Source organism: Streptomyces flavusporus (genome assembly GCF_046267975.1).
GTDB lineage: Bacteria > Actinomycetota > Actinomycetes > Streptomycetales > Streptomycetaceae > Streptomyces > Streptomyces flavusporus.
This window is the reverse complement of record NZ_CP176503.1, coordinates 1249263-1263869: the sequence shown is the minus strand read 5'-3', so window position 1 is coordinate 1263869 and position 14607 is coordinate 1249263. Positions and strand designations below refer to the sequence as shown.

16 protein-coding genes, 1 tRNA gene and 1 pseudogene are annotated in these 14607 nt (G+C 71.0%); 12 read left to right on the top strand and 6 right to left on the bottom strand.

Annotation, left to right across the window (positions count from 1 at the left end):
• Positions 1 to 54: 54 nt before the first annotated feature.
• Entirely contained in the window at positions 55 to 357 is a 303-nt protein-coding gene (locus tag ACKTSN_RS06395) for a muconolactone Delta-isomerase family protein (RefSeq protein ID WP_409468189.1), read from the bottom strand.
• 115 nt (positions 358 to 472) lie between these two features.
• Between ACKTSN_RS06395 and ACKTSN_RS06390 the strand changes: the two genes are divergently transcribed.
• The 10 genes and pseudogenes from ACKTSN_RS06390 (at position 473) to ACKTSN_RS06345 (ending at position 9277) form a co-directional block, all read left to right on the top strand.
• Positions 473 to 1402: a LysR family transcriptional regulator gene (locus ACKTSN_RS06390; protein WP_409468188.1), complete on the top strand. Its 930-nt coding sequence runs from the start codon at positions 473 to 475 to the stop codon at positions 1400 to 1402.
• 139 nt (positions 1403 to 1541) lie between these two features.
• On the top strand, positions 1542 to 2255 hold the full coding sequence (locus ACKTSN_RS06385; protein ID WP_409468187.1) for an SDR family NAD(P)-dependent oxidoreductase: 714 nt from the start codon (positions 1542 to 1544) through the stop codon (positions 2253 to 2255).
• A gap of 46 nt (positions 2256 to 2301) precedes the next feature.
• Positions 2302 to 2673 carry a YybH family protein gene (locus ACKTSN_RS06380; protein WP_409468186.1) on the top strand — a complete coding sequence of 124 codons (372 nt, stop codon included), beginning with the start codon at positions 2302 to 2304 and terminating at the stop codon, positions 2671 to 2673.
• Between the two features lie 216 nt (positions 2674 to 2889).
• Positions 2890 to 3918: an L-threonine 3-dehydrogenase gene (gene tdh, locus ACKTSN_RS06375; protein ID WP_409468185.1), complete on the top strand. Its 1029-nt coding sequence runs from the start codon at positions 2890 to 2892 to the stop codon at positions 3916 to 3918.
• Positions 3919 to 3945: 27 nt separating this feature from the next.
• The gene (locus tag ACKTSN_RS06370; RefSeq protein ID WP_409468184.1) at positions 3946 to 5139 is read left to right on the top strand and encodes a glycine C-acetyltransferase; all 1194 of its coding nucleotides are present in this window, start codon (positions 3946 to 3948) and stop codon (positions 5137 to 5139) included.
• A gap of 52 nt (positions 5140 to 5191) precedes the next feature.
• On the top strand, positions 5192 to 6094 hold the full coding sequence (locus tag ACKTSN_RS06365) for a LysR family transcriptional regulator (RefSeq protein WP_224733803.1): 903 nt from the start codon (positions 5192 to 5194) through the stop codon (positions 6092 to 6094).
• Between the two features lie 46 nt (positions 6095 to 6140).
• Positions 6141 to 6749 (top strand): helix-turn-helix domain-containing protein, encoded by a 609-nt coding sequence (locus ACKTSN_RS06360; protein WP_409468183.1) that lies wholly within the window; start codon positions 6141 to 6143, stop codon positions 6747 to 6749.
• Positions 6746 to 7279, top strand: coding sequence for a GNAT family N-acetyltransferase (locus ACKTSN_RS06355; RefSeq protein WP_409468182.1), 534 nt, complete (start codon positions 6746 to 6748; stop codon positions 7277 to 7279). The genes ACKTSN_RS06360 and ACKTSN_RS06355 overlap by 4 nt, the downstream gene beginning before the upstream one ends.
• Before the next feature lie 30 nt (positions 7280 to 7309).
• Positions 7310 to 7669 carry an MmcQ/YjbR family DNA-binding protein gene (locus ACKTSN_RS06350; RefSeq protein ID WP_409468181.1) on the top strand — a complete coding sequence of 120 codons (360 nt, stop codon included), beginning with the start codon at positions 7310 to 7312 and terminating at the stop codon, positions 7667 to 7669.
• 249 nt (positions 7670 to 7918) lie between these two features.
• Positions 7919 to 9277 (top strand): annotated as a pseudogene (locus ACKTSN_RS06345) (MFS transporter).
• A gap of 1 nt (position 9278) precedes the next feature.
• Here the strand turns inward: ACKTSN_RS06345 and ACKTSN_RS06340 are convergent.
• Both ACKTSN_RS06340 and ACKTSN_RS06335 read right to left on the bottom strand, forming a co-directional pair.
• A complete protein-coding gene (locus ACKTSN_RS06340; RefSeq protein WP_409468180.1) occupies positions 9279 to 10184 on the bottom strand; it encodes a transketolase family protein in 906 nt (301 codons plus the stop codon).
• Positions 10185 to 10257: 73 nt separating this feature from the next.
• The gene (locus ACKTSN_RS06335) at positions 10258 to 10965 is read right to left on the bottom strand and encodes a transketolase (RefSeq protein WP_409468179.1); all 708 of its coding nucleotides are present in this window, start codon (positions 10963 to 10965) and stop codon (positions 10258 to 10260) included.
• Between the two features lie 162 nt (positions 10966 to 11127).
• Between ACKTSN_RS06335 and ACKTSN_RS06330 the strand changes: the two genes are divergently transcribed.
• A tRNA-Pro gene (locus ACKTSN_RS06330) sits at positions 11128 to 11201 on the top strand.
• A 109-nt stretch (positions 11202 to 11310) separates the two neighbouring features.
• On the opposite strand, the gene ACKTSN_RS06325 is transcribed toward ACKTSN_RS06330, so the two are convergent.
• From ACKTSN_RS06325 to ACKTSN_RS06315, 3 genes are all read right to left on the bottom strand, one after another.
• A complete protein-coding gene (locus ACKTSN_RS06325; protein ID WP_409474753.1) occupies positions 11311 to 12312 on the bottom strand; it encodes a glycoside hydrolase family 43 protein in 1002 nt (333 codons plus the stop codon).
• Positions 12313 to 12406: 94 nt separating this feature from the next.
• Positions 12407 to 13156 carry a PP2C family protein-serine/threonine phosphatase gene (locus ACKTSN_RS06320; RefSeq protein ID WP_409468178.1) on the bottom strand — a complete coding sequence of 250 codons (750 nt, stop codon included), beginning with the start codon at positions 13154 to 13156 and terminating at the stop codon, positions 12407 to 12409.
• A 15-nt stretch (positions 13157 to 13171) separates the two neighbouring features.
• Complete coding sequence (locus tag ACKTSN_RS06315; RefSeq protein WP_409468177.1) at positions 13172 to 13603, bottom strand: SRPBCC family protein; 432 nt, start codon at positions 13601 to 13603, stop codon at positions 13172 to 13174.
• A gap of 135 nt (positions 13604 to 13738) precedes the next feature.
• Here ACKTSN_RS06315 and ACKTSN_RS06310 point away from each other — a divergent pair, with 135 nt between their 5' ends.
• Positions 13739 to 14536: a VOC family protein gene (locus tag ACKTSN_RS06310; RefSeq protein ID WP_409468176.1), complete on the top strand. Its 798-nt coding sequence runs from the start codon at positions 13739 to 13741 to the stop codon at positions 14534 to 14536.
• Positions 14537 to 14607: the final 71 nt, after the last annotated feature.

Genomic DNA, 14607 nt, shown 5'->3' with positions numbered 1-14607 from the left:
CCGCCGCGAGCGCCGCGGCGGACCGGGCGACATGGCACCAGGGGGACGTGGTGCTCACTTCGTTCTGCCGGCGTTGCCCGGGTCGTTGGGGTGGGACTCGAGCGGGGTGATGGTGATGGTCATCCACGGGCGCAGGGGCAAGGTGCCGAGCACCTTCTCGTGGAGCTCCGCCTCGTCGGCGGCCCGCCACACGCCGATGCTGCGCAGCTCGCCCACCGGACGCCACAGTCGGGCCAGGTTGCCGGTGGCGGCCAGCTCCTTCGCGCGGACCGCCTCGGCGGCCCGTCGCCGGTCGACCTCGTCCTGGCCGGTGCCCTCGGGGACGGTGGTGGTGATCTCGACCAGGAACTCTCGCATGATCTGCCTCCGGTCGTGCTCGTCGGGCGTACCCCCATGGTGGGCCCGTCACCAGCAGCGATGCCACGACCGGCTTCCTCGCTGCTGATAGGCGCAACCTCCCAGCGCACGTAGCATGGCGCGCGTGGAACTGCGTCAGCTGCGGTACTTCGTCGCGGTCGCCGAGGAACTGAACTTCGGCCGGGCCGCCGAGCGGCTGCTCATCGCAGGACCCTCGCTCTCCCAGCAGATCAAGGCGCTCGAACGGGACCTGGGCGTCCGGCTGTTCGACCGGGACCGCCGCTCTGTCTCCCTCACCCCGGCCGGCGCCGCCCTGCTCCCGCACACCCGCGCCCTGCTGGAACGGGCCGACGACCTCAAGCGCCGGGCCGGTCGGCTGTCGGGCTCGCAGTCGGTACGGCTCGGCTACGTCAACTGGCTTCCTCCGGACCTGACGTCACGTACGGCCGCAGTGGCCCAGGTGCACATCGACGCCTGGGTCGCACCCTCCCACACCCAGGCTGCCCGGGTCGCCGACGGCAGCCTGGACCTCGCCGTCTGCTGGGTGCGGAGCGAGGACCTCGATCGGCTCGGGCTGCGGGGCCGGCTGATCGGCGCCGACCGGCTCTACGCCGTCGCGAAGGGCTCCGACACGAGCGATGTGCCGGCCCGGGACGCCGACGTCCTCATCGACGACGACATCACCGCCTGGGCCTCCTGGAACGTGTACGCCGAAGAGCTCACGCAGGTCATCGGGGCCCGCACGGTGCGCATCTCCGACGGCGCCATCACCGGCCCCGCCTACTTCGACCACGTCCGCCGCTGCACCCGCCCCGTCCTCAACTCACCCAAGGGACAGACCACTCCACTCCCGCCCGACCTGGTCCGACGCGAGATCGTCGAGCCGAAGATCTACTGGACCTGGTCCCTGGTCTGGCGCGAGAACGAGGACCGCCCCGGGGTGCTCGACACCGTGGACGCCCTGTGCGACGGCGTCGGCGACCTCGGGATCCACGCCCCGGACGCCTGGCTGCCCGCCGACGACCCGTACGTACTCCCGCGCTGATCTGCACTGCGAGCCTGAGCCTCCCAAGCGGGAGGAAACGAGTCTCATCCGGCCTTTGACGTCGTCTGTCCGCCGACCTACTTTCTAATTAGTCGACCGGTCGGCTAGTGATCGGTCACCCACTTCGGAGAAGGTCACCATGAGCACTCAGAACCAGAAGGTCGCGGTCATCTCCGGTGCGTCGCAGGGCATGGGCGCCGCCCTCGTCGAGGGCTACCGCAAGCTCGGTTACGCCGTCGTCGCCACCTCGCGCACCATCGCCCCCATCGACGACGCCGACGTCCTGACCGTGCGGGGCGACATCGCCGACCCGGCGACCGCCGAGCGGGTCGTCGCGGCCGCCGTCGAGCGGTTCGGCCGTATCGACACCGTGGTCAACAACGCGGGCATCTTCATCGCGAAGCCCTTCACCGGCTACACGGCCGAGGACTACGCCGCCGTGACAGGCATCAACGTCGCCGGCTTCTTCCACCTCACCCAGCAGGCCCTGCCGCATCTGCTCGCCCAGGGCGGCGGACACATCGTCAACGTCACCACGAGTCTGGTCGACAGCGCGGACTCCAGGGTCCCCTCCGTCCTGGCCTCGCTGACCAAGGGCGGCCTGCAGTCCGCGACCAAGTCCCTCGCCATCGAGTACGCCACCCGCGGCATCCGCGTCAACGCCGTGTCGCCCGGCACCATCCAGACTCCCATGCACCCGGCGGAGACCCACGAGTTCCTCGCCGCCCTGCACCCGGTCGGCCGTATGGGCGAAGTGAGCGACATCGTCGGCGCGGTGCTCTACCTGGAGACGGCACCGTTCGTCACCGGCGAGATCCTGCACGTCGACGGCGGTATGAGCGCCGGACATTGACAGCTCGTCAGATACACCTCGTCAGGTCGCTGACCAAGGAGCGGACATGACCACCATGACGGACGACAAGGCGATCCTGAGCGGAGTCCTCGACCAGTGGAAGGCCGCCGTCGACGCACACCGACCCGAGCGCGTCGCCGCCCACTTCACCGAGGACGCCATCTTCCAGGGGCTGCACCCCTACAGCGTCGGACGGCAAGGCGTCGCGGAGTACTACGACTCCCAGCCCCTCGGCCTGACGGCCGAGTACCGCATCCTCGAAACGAGGCGGCCCGCCGATGACCTCGTCCTCGGCTACCTGGACGTCGAGTTCTCGTTCACCGACCGGCCCGCGCTGGACGTCAAGCTCTCGGTCCTCGTGACCCGCGTAGGGGACGATTGGTGCATCAGCCATTACCAGGTCTCCCGCCTCGACTAGGCCTGTCCTCCCGAGCGGCCCCGGGCGCACTCCCGGCCGCCCGTTCCGCGGCCGGGCAGAGGGCGTGAAGCAGAGCTGAGGCGCCGCTTAAGAAATCCTCGATGGACCGGGGACGGCGTCGTACGGCAGATTGCTACGCGATTCCACCCCTCTCCCCGGCCGCGGGCTCCTTCGGCATGCCCGTGGCCCGGGGTCTCACCCACAGGAGCCGTAGCGTTGAAGGCGCTGGTCAAGGAGAAGGCGGAGCCCGGGCTGTGGCTCGCGGACGTCCCGGAACCCGCCGTCGGACCCGGCGACGTACTGATCAAGGTGCTGCGCACCGGCATCTGCGGCACCGACCTGCACATCCGGTCCTGGGACGGCTGGGCGCAGCAGGCGATCCGTACGCCGCTCGTGGTCGGGCACGAGTTCGTCGGCGAGGTCGTGGAGACCGGCCGGGACGTCGCGGACATCGCCGTCGGCGACCGGGTCAGCGGCGAGGGCCATCTGGTGTGCGGCAAGTGCCGCAACTGCCTGGCCGGGCGGCGGCACCTGTGCCGGGCCACGGTCGGGCTCGGCGTCGGCCGGAACGGGGCCTTCGCCGAGTACGTCGCCCTGCCCGCCGCCAATGTGTGGGTGCACCGGGTTCCGGTGGACCTCGATGTCGCGGCGATCTTCGACCCGTTCGGGAACGCCGTGCACACCGCACTGTCCTTCCCCTTGGTCGGGGAGGATGTGCTGATCACCGGTGCCGGGCCGATCGGCCTGATGGCTGCGGCTGTGGCACGGCACGCGGGTGCCCGGAACGTCGTGATCACCGACGTCAGCGAGGAGCGGCTGGACCTGGCGCGGAAGATCGGTGTGAGCCTGGCGCTCAATGTCTCCCGCTCCTCGATTGCCGATGGACAACGGGAGTTGGGCCTGCGCGAGGGCTTCGACATCGGTCTGGAGATGTCCGGCCGCCCCGAGGCCCTGCGCGACATGATCGCCAACATGACGCACGGCGGGCGGATCGCCATGCTCGGCCTGCCGGCCCAGGAGTTTCCCGTCGACTGGGCCCGGATCGTCACCTCGATGATCACCATCAAGGGCATCTACGGCCGGGAGATGTTCGAGACCTGGTACGCGATGTCCGTGCTCCTGGAGGGCGGCCTCGACCTCGCCCCCGTGATCACCGGCCGCTACGGCCACCGCGACTTCGAGGCCGCGTTCGCCGACGCGGCGAGCGGCCGCGGCGGCAAGGTCATCCTCGACTGGACTGCGTAAGTCACCCGTATTTCAAGGAGTTCCCTGATGTTCGACTCCGTGCGCGACGACCTGCGCGCCACCCTCGACGAGATCCGCGCCGCCGGACTGCACAAGCCCGAACGCGTCATCGACACCCCGCAGTCGGCCACCGTGCACGTCTCCGCCGGCGGCCGCCCCGGCGAGGTCCTCAACTTCTGCGCGAACAACTACCTCGGCCTCGCCGACCACCCCGAGGTGATCGCCGCCGCCCACGAGGCGCTCGACCGCTGGGGCTACGGCATGGCCTCCGTGCGCTTCATCTGCGGTACGCAGGAGGTGCACAAGGAGCTGGAGGCGCGGCTGTCGGCCTTCCTCGGCCAGGAGGACACGATCCTCTACTCCTCCTGCTTCGACGCCAACGGCGGTGTCTTCGAGACGCTGCTCGGCCCGGAGGACGCGGTGATCTCCGACGCGCTCAACCACGCGTCGATCATCGACGGCATCCGGCTGTCGAAGGCCCGCCGCTTCCGGTACGCCAACCGTGACCTGGCGGATCTGGAACGGCAGTTGAAGGACGCGTCCGACGCCCGGCGGCGGCTGATCGTCACCGACGGTGTCTTCTCGATGGACGGCTACGTCGCCCCGCTCCGCGACATCTGCGACCTCGCCGACCGCTACGACGCCATGGTCATGGTCGACGACTCGCACGCCGTCGGCTTCGTCGGCCCCGGCGGCCGGGGCACCCCCGAACTGCACGGCGTGATGGACCGCGTCGACATCATCACCGGCACCCTCGGCAAGGCCCTCGGCGGCGCCTCCGGCGGCTACGTCGCCGCCCGCGCCGAGATCGTCGCCCTGCTGCGCCAGCGCTCCCGGCCGTACCTGTTTTCCAACACGCTCGCGCCGGTGATCGCCGCCGCCTCCCTGAAGGTGCTCGACCTGCTGGAGGCGGCGGGAGACCTGCGCGAGCGGCTCGCCGAGAACACCGCTCTGTTCCGCCGCCGGATGACCGAGGAGGGCTTCGACGTCCTCCCCGGCGACCACGCCATCGCACCCGTGATGATCGGCGACGCGGCCGAGGCGGGCCGGATGGCGGAGCTGCTGCTGGAGCGGGGTGTGTACGTGATCGGCTTCTCGTACCCGGTCGTACCGCAGGGCCAGGCGCGTATCCGCGTCCAGCTGTCCGCCGCGCACTCCACCGACGACGTCAACCGCGCGGTCGACGCGTTCGTCGCGGCGCGGGCGGAGCTGGACGCCTGAGCGGGACGAAAGGGTTATTCGGCGCCATAGCGCGTCTGAGAGAATCGATTCCATGATCGAAGCGCGGCGGCTGCACATCCTCCGAGCGGTGGCCGACCACCGCACGGTGACGGCGGCTGCCGCCGCGCTGTATCTGACGCCCTCCGCCGTGTCCCAGCAGCTGACGGCACTGGAGCAGGAGACGGGCCACCGGCTCGTCGAGCGGAGCGCGAAGGGCGTACGACTGACCCCGGCCGGCGAGATTTTGCTCAGCCACACCAACGCCGTCCTCGCCCAACTGGAGCGCGCGGAGGCGGAGCTGGCCGCCTACAGCTCGGGCGCGGCCGGCACGGTCACGGTGGCCTCCTTCGCCACCGGCATCGCCCTGGTGGTGGCGCCCGCCGTTGCTCACCTCGCGCGGACCGCCCCCGGCATCCGTATCCGGGTCCGGGACGCCGAGGGGGACGCCAGCCTGCCGATGGTGCTGGACCGGCAGGTGGACGTCGCGGTCGCTGTCGAGTACCGCGGGGCCCCGCCCGCCGACGACCCCCGCCTGGCCCACGTCCCGCTGTACGCGGAGCCCTTCGATGCGGTCGTACCGGTCAGCCACCGGCTGGCCGACGCTGCGGAGGTGCCGCTCGCGGAGCTCGCCAAGGACCCGTGGATCGGCCCGTACCCCGGCAATCCCTGCCACGACGTGGTGGTCCTGGCCTGCGAGAGTGCCGGCTTCCAGCCCCGTCTGGAGCACTCCTCGGACGACTTCCGGGCGGTGGTGGCGCTCGCCTCCGCCGACGCGGGCGTCGCCCTCGTGCCGCGTTCGGCGCTGCGGGGCATGGACCTCACCGGTGTCGTCGTCCGCCCCGTGGACGGCGACGCACCAACCCGCCGGGTCTTCGCGGCGGTACGACGCGGCGCGGAGGAGCATCCGCTGATCCGACCGGTGCTGGAGGCGCTGGAGGCGGCGGCAGAGGATTAGGCGATCTTTACGCCGCGTGTTTCATATCTGGGATAGAGTCCCGGATGTGAAACGAACGACTGCTGTCGAGGCCGAAGTCGGGGACGGTTACCGCAGCCCGGACGACGTCGATGTCCGGCTCGGCTCCCGGCTTGCCGAGCTGAGGGCCGAACGCGGCTGGTCCCTGGGGGAGTTGGCCGAGCGCAGCGGCGTGAGTCGGTCGACCCTGTCCCGCGCCGAGCGGGCGGAGATCAGCCCCACCGCCGCGGTGCTGAACCGACTCTGCGCCGTGTACGGGCGGACCATGTCCCAGCTGCTCAGCGAGGTCGAGTCGGAGCCCGCCCTGCTGGTGCGGGCGGCCGACCAGCAGGTGTGGCAGGACCGGGCTTCCGGATTCGTACGACGCTCCGTGTCGCCGCCGCACGCCGGGCTACGTGGCGAACTCGTCGAGGGACGGCTCGCCGCGGGCGCCGACATCGCGTACGACCGGCCGCCCGTGCCCGGCCTCGAGCAGCACATCTGGGTGCTGGAGGGAGCTCTCGCCATGACAGTGCAGGACGTCGAGCACCGCCTGGAGGCCGGTGACTGCCTGCGGCTTCGCGTATGGGGGCCGACGCGGTTCCGGTGCGCCGGCGGGGAGGACGTGCGGTATCTGCTGGCGGTGGTGCGGCCGTGATCGTGGCTCGCCTGGATGACCACCAAGTTCTCGCGTCTGCCGGGGAATTGGCGGACCTCCTGACCGACACCGTGGCCGGCGGTGCGTCGGTCGGCTTCCTTGCGCCGATGGACGCCGCCGATGCCACCGCCTGGTGGAAGGAACGCGCGGCCGCCGTGGCCACGGGGCAGCTCGCGGTGTGGGTGGCGCGCGACGGGGACCGGGTGGTCGGCACGGTCAGCCTGTCCTTTCCCGACAAGCCGAACAGCCGCCACCGTGCCGAGCTCGTGAAGCTGATGGTGCACCGCGACGCCCGCGGTCAGGGTCTGGGCCGTCGGCTCCTGACCATCGCCGAGGAGGCCGCCGCCGCGGCCGGTGTCACCCTGCTGCACCTGGACACCGAGACCGACAGCCCCGCCGAGAACCTGTACCGCGGCGCGGGCTGGACCCGGGTCGGCGTCATCCCCGACTACGCGGCGAGCCCCGCCGGAGAGCTGCGGCCGACGAGCCTCTACTACAAGCACGTGGGAGCCGACGCTCTCCCCGCGTGACTGTCAGTGGGAGCCGCTACGGTGCGTTCCATGCCGGATGCCGAAGACGTACGCCGTATCGCCCTGTCCCTGCCGGACACGACGGAGAAGATCGCCTGGAGCATGCCCACGTTCCGGGTCGCGGGGAAGATGTTCGCCACGCTGCCGGAGGACGAGACCTCCATCGCCGTGCGCTGCCCCAAGGAGGAGCGCGACGAACTGGTCCTGGCCGAGCCGGAGAAGTTCTGGATCGCCGACCATGAGGCGCAGTTCGCCTGGGTGCGGGCGCGGCTGGCGGCGCTGGAGGACGAGGGCGAGCTGCGGGACATCCTCGCCGACTCCTGGCGCCAGGCGGCACCGACCCGACTGCTCGACGTCTACCCCGAGTTGGGGCTGCCCGCCGCCGACTGAAAAATCCTCCGGCGTTGTCAGTGCCCCATGGCATGATCCGGAGGGCATGGGAGCCGGGGCGGAGGGGGCCTCGGCCACCACAGGCACGGGAGGGGTTCATGCCGGGTCGGCCGGGGAGGGGAGCGCGGGGGATGACCGGGGCGTCGTCACAGCCATCGCACGAAGGGGGCGGGGCAGGGCTGGGGGAGGGTGCGCCGTCGGGGACGCCGGGCGGGCTGGGGGCCGGTGGCCGGTGTGCTCCGGGGGAGGGTGCGCCGTCGGGAGCGACGGGCGGCAGCCGGTTCGGCGACGGACGGGGGTGACAACGTTGCCGGGCCGCCGCATGAGGGGAGCGGCGGGGGAGCGCGGCCGGTCTGGTCGCGGGACTTCGCGCTGTTCTTCGTCGCCCGGGCCGTCGCCCGGCTCGGCGACAGCATGCTCCCGGTCGCCCTCGCCGCAGGCCTACTCCAGCACGGGTACGGCGCGGGCGCGGTCGGCCTCGCCATGGCGGCGACGGCCGCGGCCTTCGCCGGCCTCGTCGTCTTCGGTGGGGTCATCGCCGACCGGTTCAGCACGCGCAAGCTGATGATCGGCGCCGATCTGGTGCGGCTCGGCACCCAGTCCTTCGCGGCCGTGCTGTTCCTCGTGGATCACGTGGTTCTCTGGGAGATCTGCGCGATCGGCGTCGTGAACGGCGTCGCGGGCGCCGTGTTCCAGCCCGGTGTGGCCAGCATGGTGCCCCGGCTCGCCTCCGACATCCAGGGCGCCAACGGCGCCATACGCATCGCCGAGTCCGCCGCCCAACTCGCCGGTCCCGCCGTCGCCGGTCTCCTGGTCGGCTTCGCCTCACCGGGCGGCGTGTTCGCGGCCCATGCCGCCACCTACGCGGTCAGCGCCCTCTGCCTTCTGCTGCTCCGTGTGCCCCCGCTTCCGCAGGGCAGCCGCTCTCCGGGGCGTGGCGCGAGCGCCTTCAAGGCCGATCTCGTCGAGGGCTGGCGGGAGTTCCGGGCGCGCACGTGGCTGTGAGGCGTGATCGCCGTCTGGTGCGTCTACATGATCGCCGTCTACGGTCCGACCGTGCCGCTGGTCGCCACGGAGGTCGTCCAGGAGCACGGCCCGCGCGCCTACGGGCTGGTCAACTCCGCGCTGGGCGCCGGCACCGTCGTCGGCGGACTCCTCGCCCTCAGGCTGCGCCCCCGCCGGATGCTACGGGCCGGGGCGATCGCCCTCTTCGGCTTCGCCGGGTTCCCCGCGACCGTCGGCCTCGGCCTCGACGTCCCGGCGATGGCGGCCGGTGCCGCCGTGGCCGGGGCCGGGATGTCGTTCTGGGGCGTCATGTGGGCGACCAGCGTCCAGACTCAGGTGCAGCCCGACGTCCTGAACCGTATCCACGCCTACGACGTCGCCGGCTCCCTCGCGATGATGCCCGTCGGTCAGGCCCTCGCGGGCCCGGCCGCAGCCGCCCTCGGCGCGGACCACGTCCTCCTCGTCTCCGGCGCGATGAGCTTCGTCGTCGTGATCGCCCTGCTCTCGGTCCCGGCGATACGCGGCCTGGTGCGCGTCGACCTGCCGACGGCCCGCTCCGGGAGGAAGGGGATACCGGGGGAGGTGTGTGCGGAGAAGGGGTGACTCACCTGGCTCCCGCCATGAACCCCGCGATCCGCTCCCGCAGTGACCGGGCATCGAGGCCGTGCGCGGCGACGTGCTCCTCGACGGTGCCGTAGCGGCGCAGCTCCCGGCGGCCCACTCCCAGGCCCAGGACACGGTGCGGCACGTCGGAGAGGGCGTCGTTGACGGTGGCCGTCGAGGTGCCCGCCAGGTAGGGCTCGACGAGGACGACGTCCGTCCCCGCCGACTCCGTGGCCCGGCGCAGGGCGGCCGTGTCAAGAGGCCGGACGGTCGTCGCGTAGAGCACGGTGACATCGATGCCCTCCGTGGCGTCGAGCACGGCGTCGAGCGTCGGCCCGACGGCGAGGACCACCCCCGCACGCCCCTCGCGGACCGTGCGGAGACGCGCGCCGTCGACCGGGAGGCCGTGCGCGTTCGACTGCACCGACAGCCGGACGTAGACCTTGTCGTCGTCGGCGGCGACCGCGTGGCGCAGGAGCGTCTCGGCCTCGTCCGGGTGGCCGGGCACGTGCACGGTCCAGCCGTCGACGGTGTCGAGCAGTGCCACATCGCCGGGAGCCATGTGCGTGTACCCGCCCGCCGGCCAGTCGAAGGACGCCGCGGCACTCACCAGCACCGCCCCCACCCCTTGGTGGCCGAGGTCCAGCTTGACCTGCTCAAACGGCCGCTCGACCAGAAAGCTGGCGAAGGTGTGCACGACCGGTCGCAGCCCGGTCAGCGCCAGCCCCGCGCCCGTCCCGATGAGCAGCTGCTCGCGGATACCGACGTTGATCACCCGATCGGGATGCCGGCTCCGGGCGGCGGCGAAGCCGTCCACACCGATCTCGGCCAGGACGACCGCGACCCGGGGATCCTCGTCGAGCAACCGGGAGATCACGGGGGCGAAGCGGTCACGCATGGTGTCCATGGAAGTCGGCTCCTTCTCTGAGGCAGGCCGTGGGCGAGTGAACTGGTTCTGCAGGCCGGGACCGATCGCCGCGTCACGCGGACTTCGGCTCCACCCGGGCCACGACCACGTGCGGGCGGCCCGGGTGCGGCGCGGTGAAGGCGGCGTACAGTGCCGCATGACCGCGGCCGTCGACGGTCACCGTGGACCAGCCCGCCGCCTTGAAGCGAGCGGCGATACCGCCGGGCCGGGCGTGGCTGGCGGAGGCGTTGTCCACGACGACGGTGTGCAGCCGGTCCAGTCCGGCGGGCCCGGCGAAGGCGATCGCCTCGTGGTTGCTGCCCTCGTCCAGCTCGGCGTCCCCGATCAGCACCCACACCCGCGGTTCGACCAGGCCCTGGGCGCGCAGCCCCAGCGCCGTGCCGACGGCGATCGGCAGCCCGTGCCCCAGCGAGCCGCTGCCGATCTCGGCGCCCGGCACCAGCATCCGGTCGGGGTGGTGCCCGAGCGGGGAGTCGTAGGAGCCGAAGCCCGGCAACCAGTCCACCGGGACGAAACCCTTGGCGGCCAGGACCGCGTAGTACGCCATCGGCCCGTGCCCCTTGGACAGCAGGAACCGGTCCCGCCCGCGGTCCTCCAGCCGCCCCGGCTCGATCCGCAGCACCCGGTCGTAGAGCACCCACAGCACGTCGAGCGTGGACGTCGCCGCAGGTCCGTGCTTCTCGTCGCCGGTCATGAGGGCCATCAGGCGGGGCAGGTCGGTGTAGCCGTATGTACGGGTGCCTTCGTCGATGATCGTCATGTGGACGATCGCGCAACCTCAACCAAACTTCAGGTCAAGCGTCACTCGTCGGCGAGCTGCCCCGTTCGCAGGCCGCGCATAATCGGGTGCGCGACCACCGACCCGAGTGCGGTATTGTTTCCATGCACGTTCGGCCGTGGGAAAGCCCAGGTCAGACGGCACCGGGACGTGGCGCAGCTTGGTAGCGCACTTGACTGGGGGTCAAGGGGTCGCAGGTTCAAATCCTGTCGTCCCGACGGTGTTCACCAGCGGGTTTGCCGGAAACGGCAGGCCCGCTGGATGCGTTCGTGTGACACGTGATGGCACACCTGGCCGGTGAGGACAAGGTCCCTACTGGACTCGTCGTCATCCGCCACCATCGAGGTCGGCACGCCGGCGGAGGATCCGTAGCTCAGGGCCGAGGAGCTGCATCTCGTACAGCTTCCCCCGCGCGTTGTCGAAGGGGCGGTGCAGGACCATCATCAGTCGGCCGTCGAAGCTGTGGAACAGCATGCCGTGACCGCTGTCGTCCCGGACCAGCGGCCGGTGCTGCTGCCAGGGACCTGTGAGATCGCCGGACTTCGAGACGGCGTAGGTCTGCACGTAGCCGCCGGTGATGGTGCCGTCCTGGCCGGGCGTGTTCTTCTCGTACGTCGACCACAGCATGAGCAGGGAGCCGTCAGGGGTGCGGTACAGCTGCGGGCCGTCGGTGACATAGGGCGGGAGCTGATGCGGTACGCCGCTGGGGATCTGCTCGCCGAGCCAGAAGGCGTCCGATGCCTTGAAGAGGAAGACCGGATCTCCGACGGTTCCCGACAGGTCCGGGGCGAGTCGGATCGCCTCCATCGTTCCGTCGATGGTCTGCAGCCACTCGTGTGCGTACACCATCCAGGGCTGCCCGGACGGGTCGACGTAGAGCGTGCCGTCGAGGGTCATGAGGTGTTCGGGCGGGGTGGGGCGTGACGGGTCGATGACGGTGAAGGGCCCCAGCAGCGAGTCGGAAACGGCGATGATCGTGCCGCGCATGTGGTTCGCGAGCTGGAAGGGGGTGCCCCATTGGCCGGGTGGTGGTACCGGAAGCGGCTTGCTCCGGCTGTGCAGGGTGGTGAACAGGTAGTACCTGCCGTCCCATTCGTGCACTTCCGGCGCCCAACCGCCGTCGGTCGCCCAGATTCCCTTCTGTTGGGCGGTCAGGAACACCGCCACGGGGCGCGTCCAGTCGCGCAGGTTGTGGCTGCGGTAGACCATCGTGCCGGTGCCGTCCACGCCCGATACCGAGGGGTCGTTGGATGTGTAGAGGTGGTAGGTGCGGGTCTTCTCGTCGGCGACGATGAACGGATCGTGCAGCGGCATGTCGGGAAGCCGCATCAGCTCGGTGTCAGCCACCGTCGAAGAATACGTCGGCCTTCCTGGCGAGGCAGCGGGGCAAGCGGTACGCGCTCGTGATCGGCCGTCAGCAGCCCTACTCGTTGCCGACGCGCACCACCGCCAGCGTGATGTTGTCGGGGCCGCCCGCCGCGATGGCGGCCTTCCACAGCTCGAAGGCCGCACGTCCGTCGTCGTGTTCCCGCATCACCTCGTCGAGCACGTCCGTCGTCAGCGGGTCGGTCAGACCGTCCGTGCAGATGAGGTAGCGATCGCCGGGTGACAGGGACTCGGTCGTCACGTGGGGGACGATCGCGCGGTGGACGGGGCTGCCGCCCAGGCACTGGGTGACCACGGACGTGGTGCGCTGCCCGGGTTCGAGCGGTGGGCTGTCGTCGACGCTCACCTGGCGCAGCCTGCCTTGCGAGGCCGCGTAGACCCGGCTGTCACCGACATTGAACACCAGCAGCGAGTCGCGTTGTACGACGACTCCGGCCACCGTCGTCCCCATGGTCGCCAGCTCGCTTTCCTCGTCGCCGCCGGCCGCCTCGAACACGGCGCGGTTGCAGGCGTTCAGGGCGCTGCGGACGGCGTCCTCGCTGCTCAGGGCGGGACCGATCGACGCGATCCGGCGGGCCACCAGCGCGCTGGCCACCTCGCCGCCGGGATGCCCGCCGAGGCCGTCGGCGACGGCGACGACGAGGGGCGTCCCGAGCGGGAAGACCAGGGTCTGCGGACTCTCGGTCACGGTGGCGCACAGGGTCCACGGGCCGATGACGAGGCTGTCCTCGTTCCGGTCACGCAGCAGCCCGGGATGGCTCAGCGCGCTCACGGCGATGTACGGCATGCGGCGCCACCCCGCTCACCGCTCTTGTTCCACGTACTCCTTGAAGTGCTCCAGATCGCTGCGGACGAGTCGCTCGATCGCGTTCGCCTGGGCGAATCCCTTCGGCCCGCCGAAGGTCTCCCTGATCGTGCCGGGGTCGTACTCGAGCCGTGCCTGAACCCGGGTGTGGTTCCGGTCGATGGGTTGCAGCGAGAAGGAGCCCGCCAGCTCGGGGGCGCCCGAGGTGTGCCACTCCATCACGCGTTCGTCGCCGTGGTCGGAGACCTCGGCGTCGAACTCCCGGGCCCGTCCGCCGGCCTCGACGTCCAGATGCGCTCGGCCTCCCGCCTCCGTGCGGGCGGCGCGCACTCCCTCCACGAAGCGCGGATAGTTCTCCACCCGGTGCAGGCTCTCCCAGGCCTTGTCGACCGGGACTCCGACGTCGACATGTTCTTCGAGGGTGCTCACGGCCCACCTCCATGTGCGGATCATGACGGATGGCCTTCCGCTTCCAGTGTGCGCCCGGCACCGGCCGGTCGGCGGGTGATTGTCAGTGCCGGGTGTCACGCTGAGGTCACACAGGATCTGCGAAAGGGAATCGCCGTGATCACCACTGACTTCGTCCCCGGCTCCCCCTGTTGGCTCGACCTCGGTGCCCCCGACGTGCGGGCCACCGCGGCCTTCTACGGCGCGGTGCTCGGCTGGGAGTACGAGTCCATGGGGGAGGGGGAGGACATGGAAGGCGGGATGTTCCGGAAGGACGGCAAGATCGTCGCCGGGCTCGGCAAGCTGACCGAGGAGGGTGCCCGCTCGGCCTGGATGATCTACTACTGCGTCACCGACGCGGACGCCACGACCCAGGCTGTGGAGCGTGCGGGCGGCACGGTGCGGGTGGCGCCGATGGACCTCGACGAGTGGGGCCGGATGGCGCAGTACAGCGATCCGCTGGGGGGCCAGTTCGCCGTCTGGCAGCCGGGGACGAACAAGGGCGTCGAGCTGGTGGACCAGCCGGGCTCGCTGTCGTGGACCGAGCTGTACACGACCGACGCCGCGGCTGCGAAGGAGTTCTACGGCGGTGTCTTCGGCTGGCAGTTCAGTGACATGCAGCTGCCGGGCGGCGGGGGCACCTATTCCCTCATCACTCCCGCCGGGCTCCCCGAGGAGCGTATGCACGGCGGTGTCATGGAGCTCCCGAAGGAGAACCTTGCGCTGGCGAACGGGAGGCCGTACTGGCACCCGGTCTTCGCCGTCGCCGACTGCGACGCCGCGGTCGCCGCGGTCACCGAGAACGGCGGCAGCGTGCAGATGGGGCCGGAGGACGCGGAGGGCGTCGGCCGACTGGCCGTCTGCCTCGACCCGTCGAGCGCCGACTTCGTGATACTCACTCCGAGCACGAGTTGAACCCCGGGAGACCGGACGTCCGGGCCGGCCCGTGCGGACCGGCCCGGACGTCGTGCTCGGAATGATCGGAA

Excerpts from the sequence above, each read along its gene's own strand:
- ACKTSN_RS06395 (WP_409468189.1), bottom strand. The coding sequence starts at position 357 with ATGCGAGAGTTCCTGGTCGAGATCACCACCACCGTCCCCGAGGGCACC.
- ACKTSN_RS06390 (WP_409468188.1), top strand. The coding sequence starts at position 473 with ATGGCGCGCGTGGAACTGCGTCAGCTGCGGTACTTCGTCGCGGTCGCC.
- ACKTSN_RS06385 (WP_409468187.1), top strand. The coding sequence starts at position 1,542 with ATGAGCACTCAGAACCAGAAGGTCGCGGTCATCTCCGGTGCGTCGCAG.
- ACKTSN_RS06380 (WP_409468186.1), top strand. The coding sequence starts at position 2,302 with ATGACCACCATGACGGACGACAAGGCGATCCTGAGCGGAGTCCTCGAC.
- ACKTSN_RS06370 (WP_409468184.1), top strand. The coding sequence starts at position 3,946 with ATGTTCGACTCCGTGCGCGACGACCTGCGCGCCACCCTCGACGAGATC.
- ACKTSN_RS06365 (WP_224733803.1), top strand. The coding sequence starts at position 5,192 with ATGATCGAAGCGCGGCGGCTGCACATCCTCCGAGCGGTGGCCGACCAC.
- ACKTSN_RS06350 (WP_409468181.1), top strand. The coding sequence starts at position 7,310 with ATGCCGGATGCCGAAGACGTACGCCGTATCGCCCTGTCCCTGCCGGAC.
- ACKTSN_RS06340 (WP_409468180.1), bottom strand. The coding sequence starts at position 10,184 with ATGGACACCATGCGTGACCGCTTCGCCCCCGTGATCTCCCGGTTGCTC.
- ACKTSN_RS06335 (WP_409468179.1), bottom strand. The coding sequence starts at position 10,965 with ATGACGATCATCGACGAAGGCACCCGTACATACGGCTACACCGACCTG.
- ACKTSN_RS06325 (WP_409474753.1), bottom strand. The coding sequence starts at position 12,312 with ATGCGGCTTCCCGACATGCCGCTGCACGATCCGTTCATCGTCGCCGAC.
- ACKTSN_RS06320 (WP_409468178.1), bottom strand. The coding sequence starts at position 13,156 with ATGCCGTACATCGCCGTGAGCGCGCTGAGCCATCCCGGGCTGCTGCGT.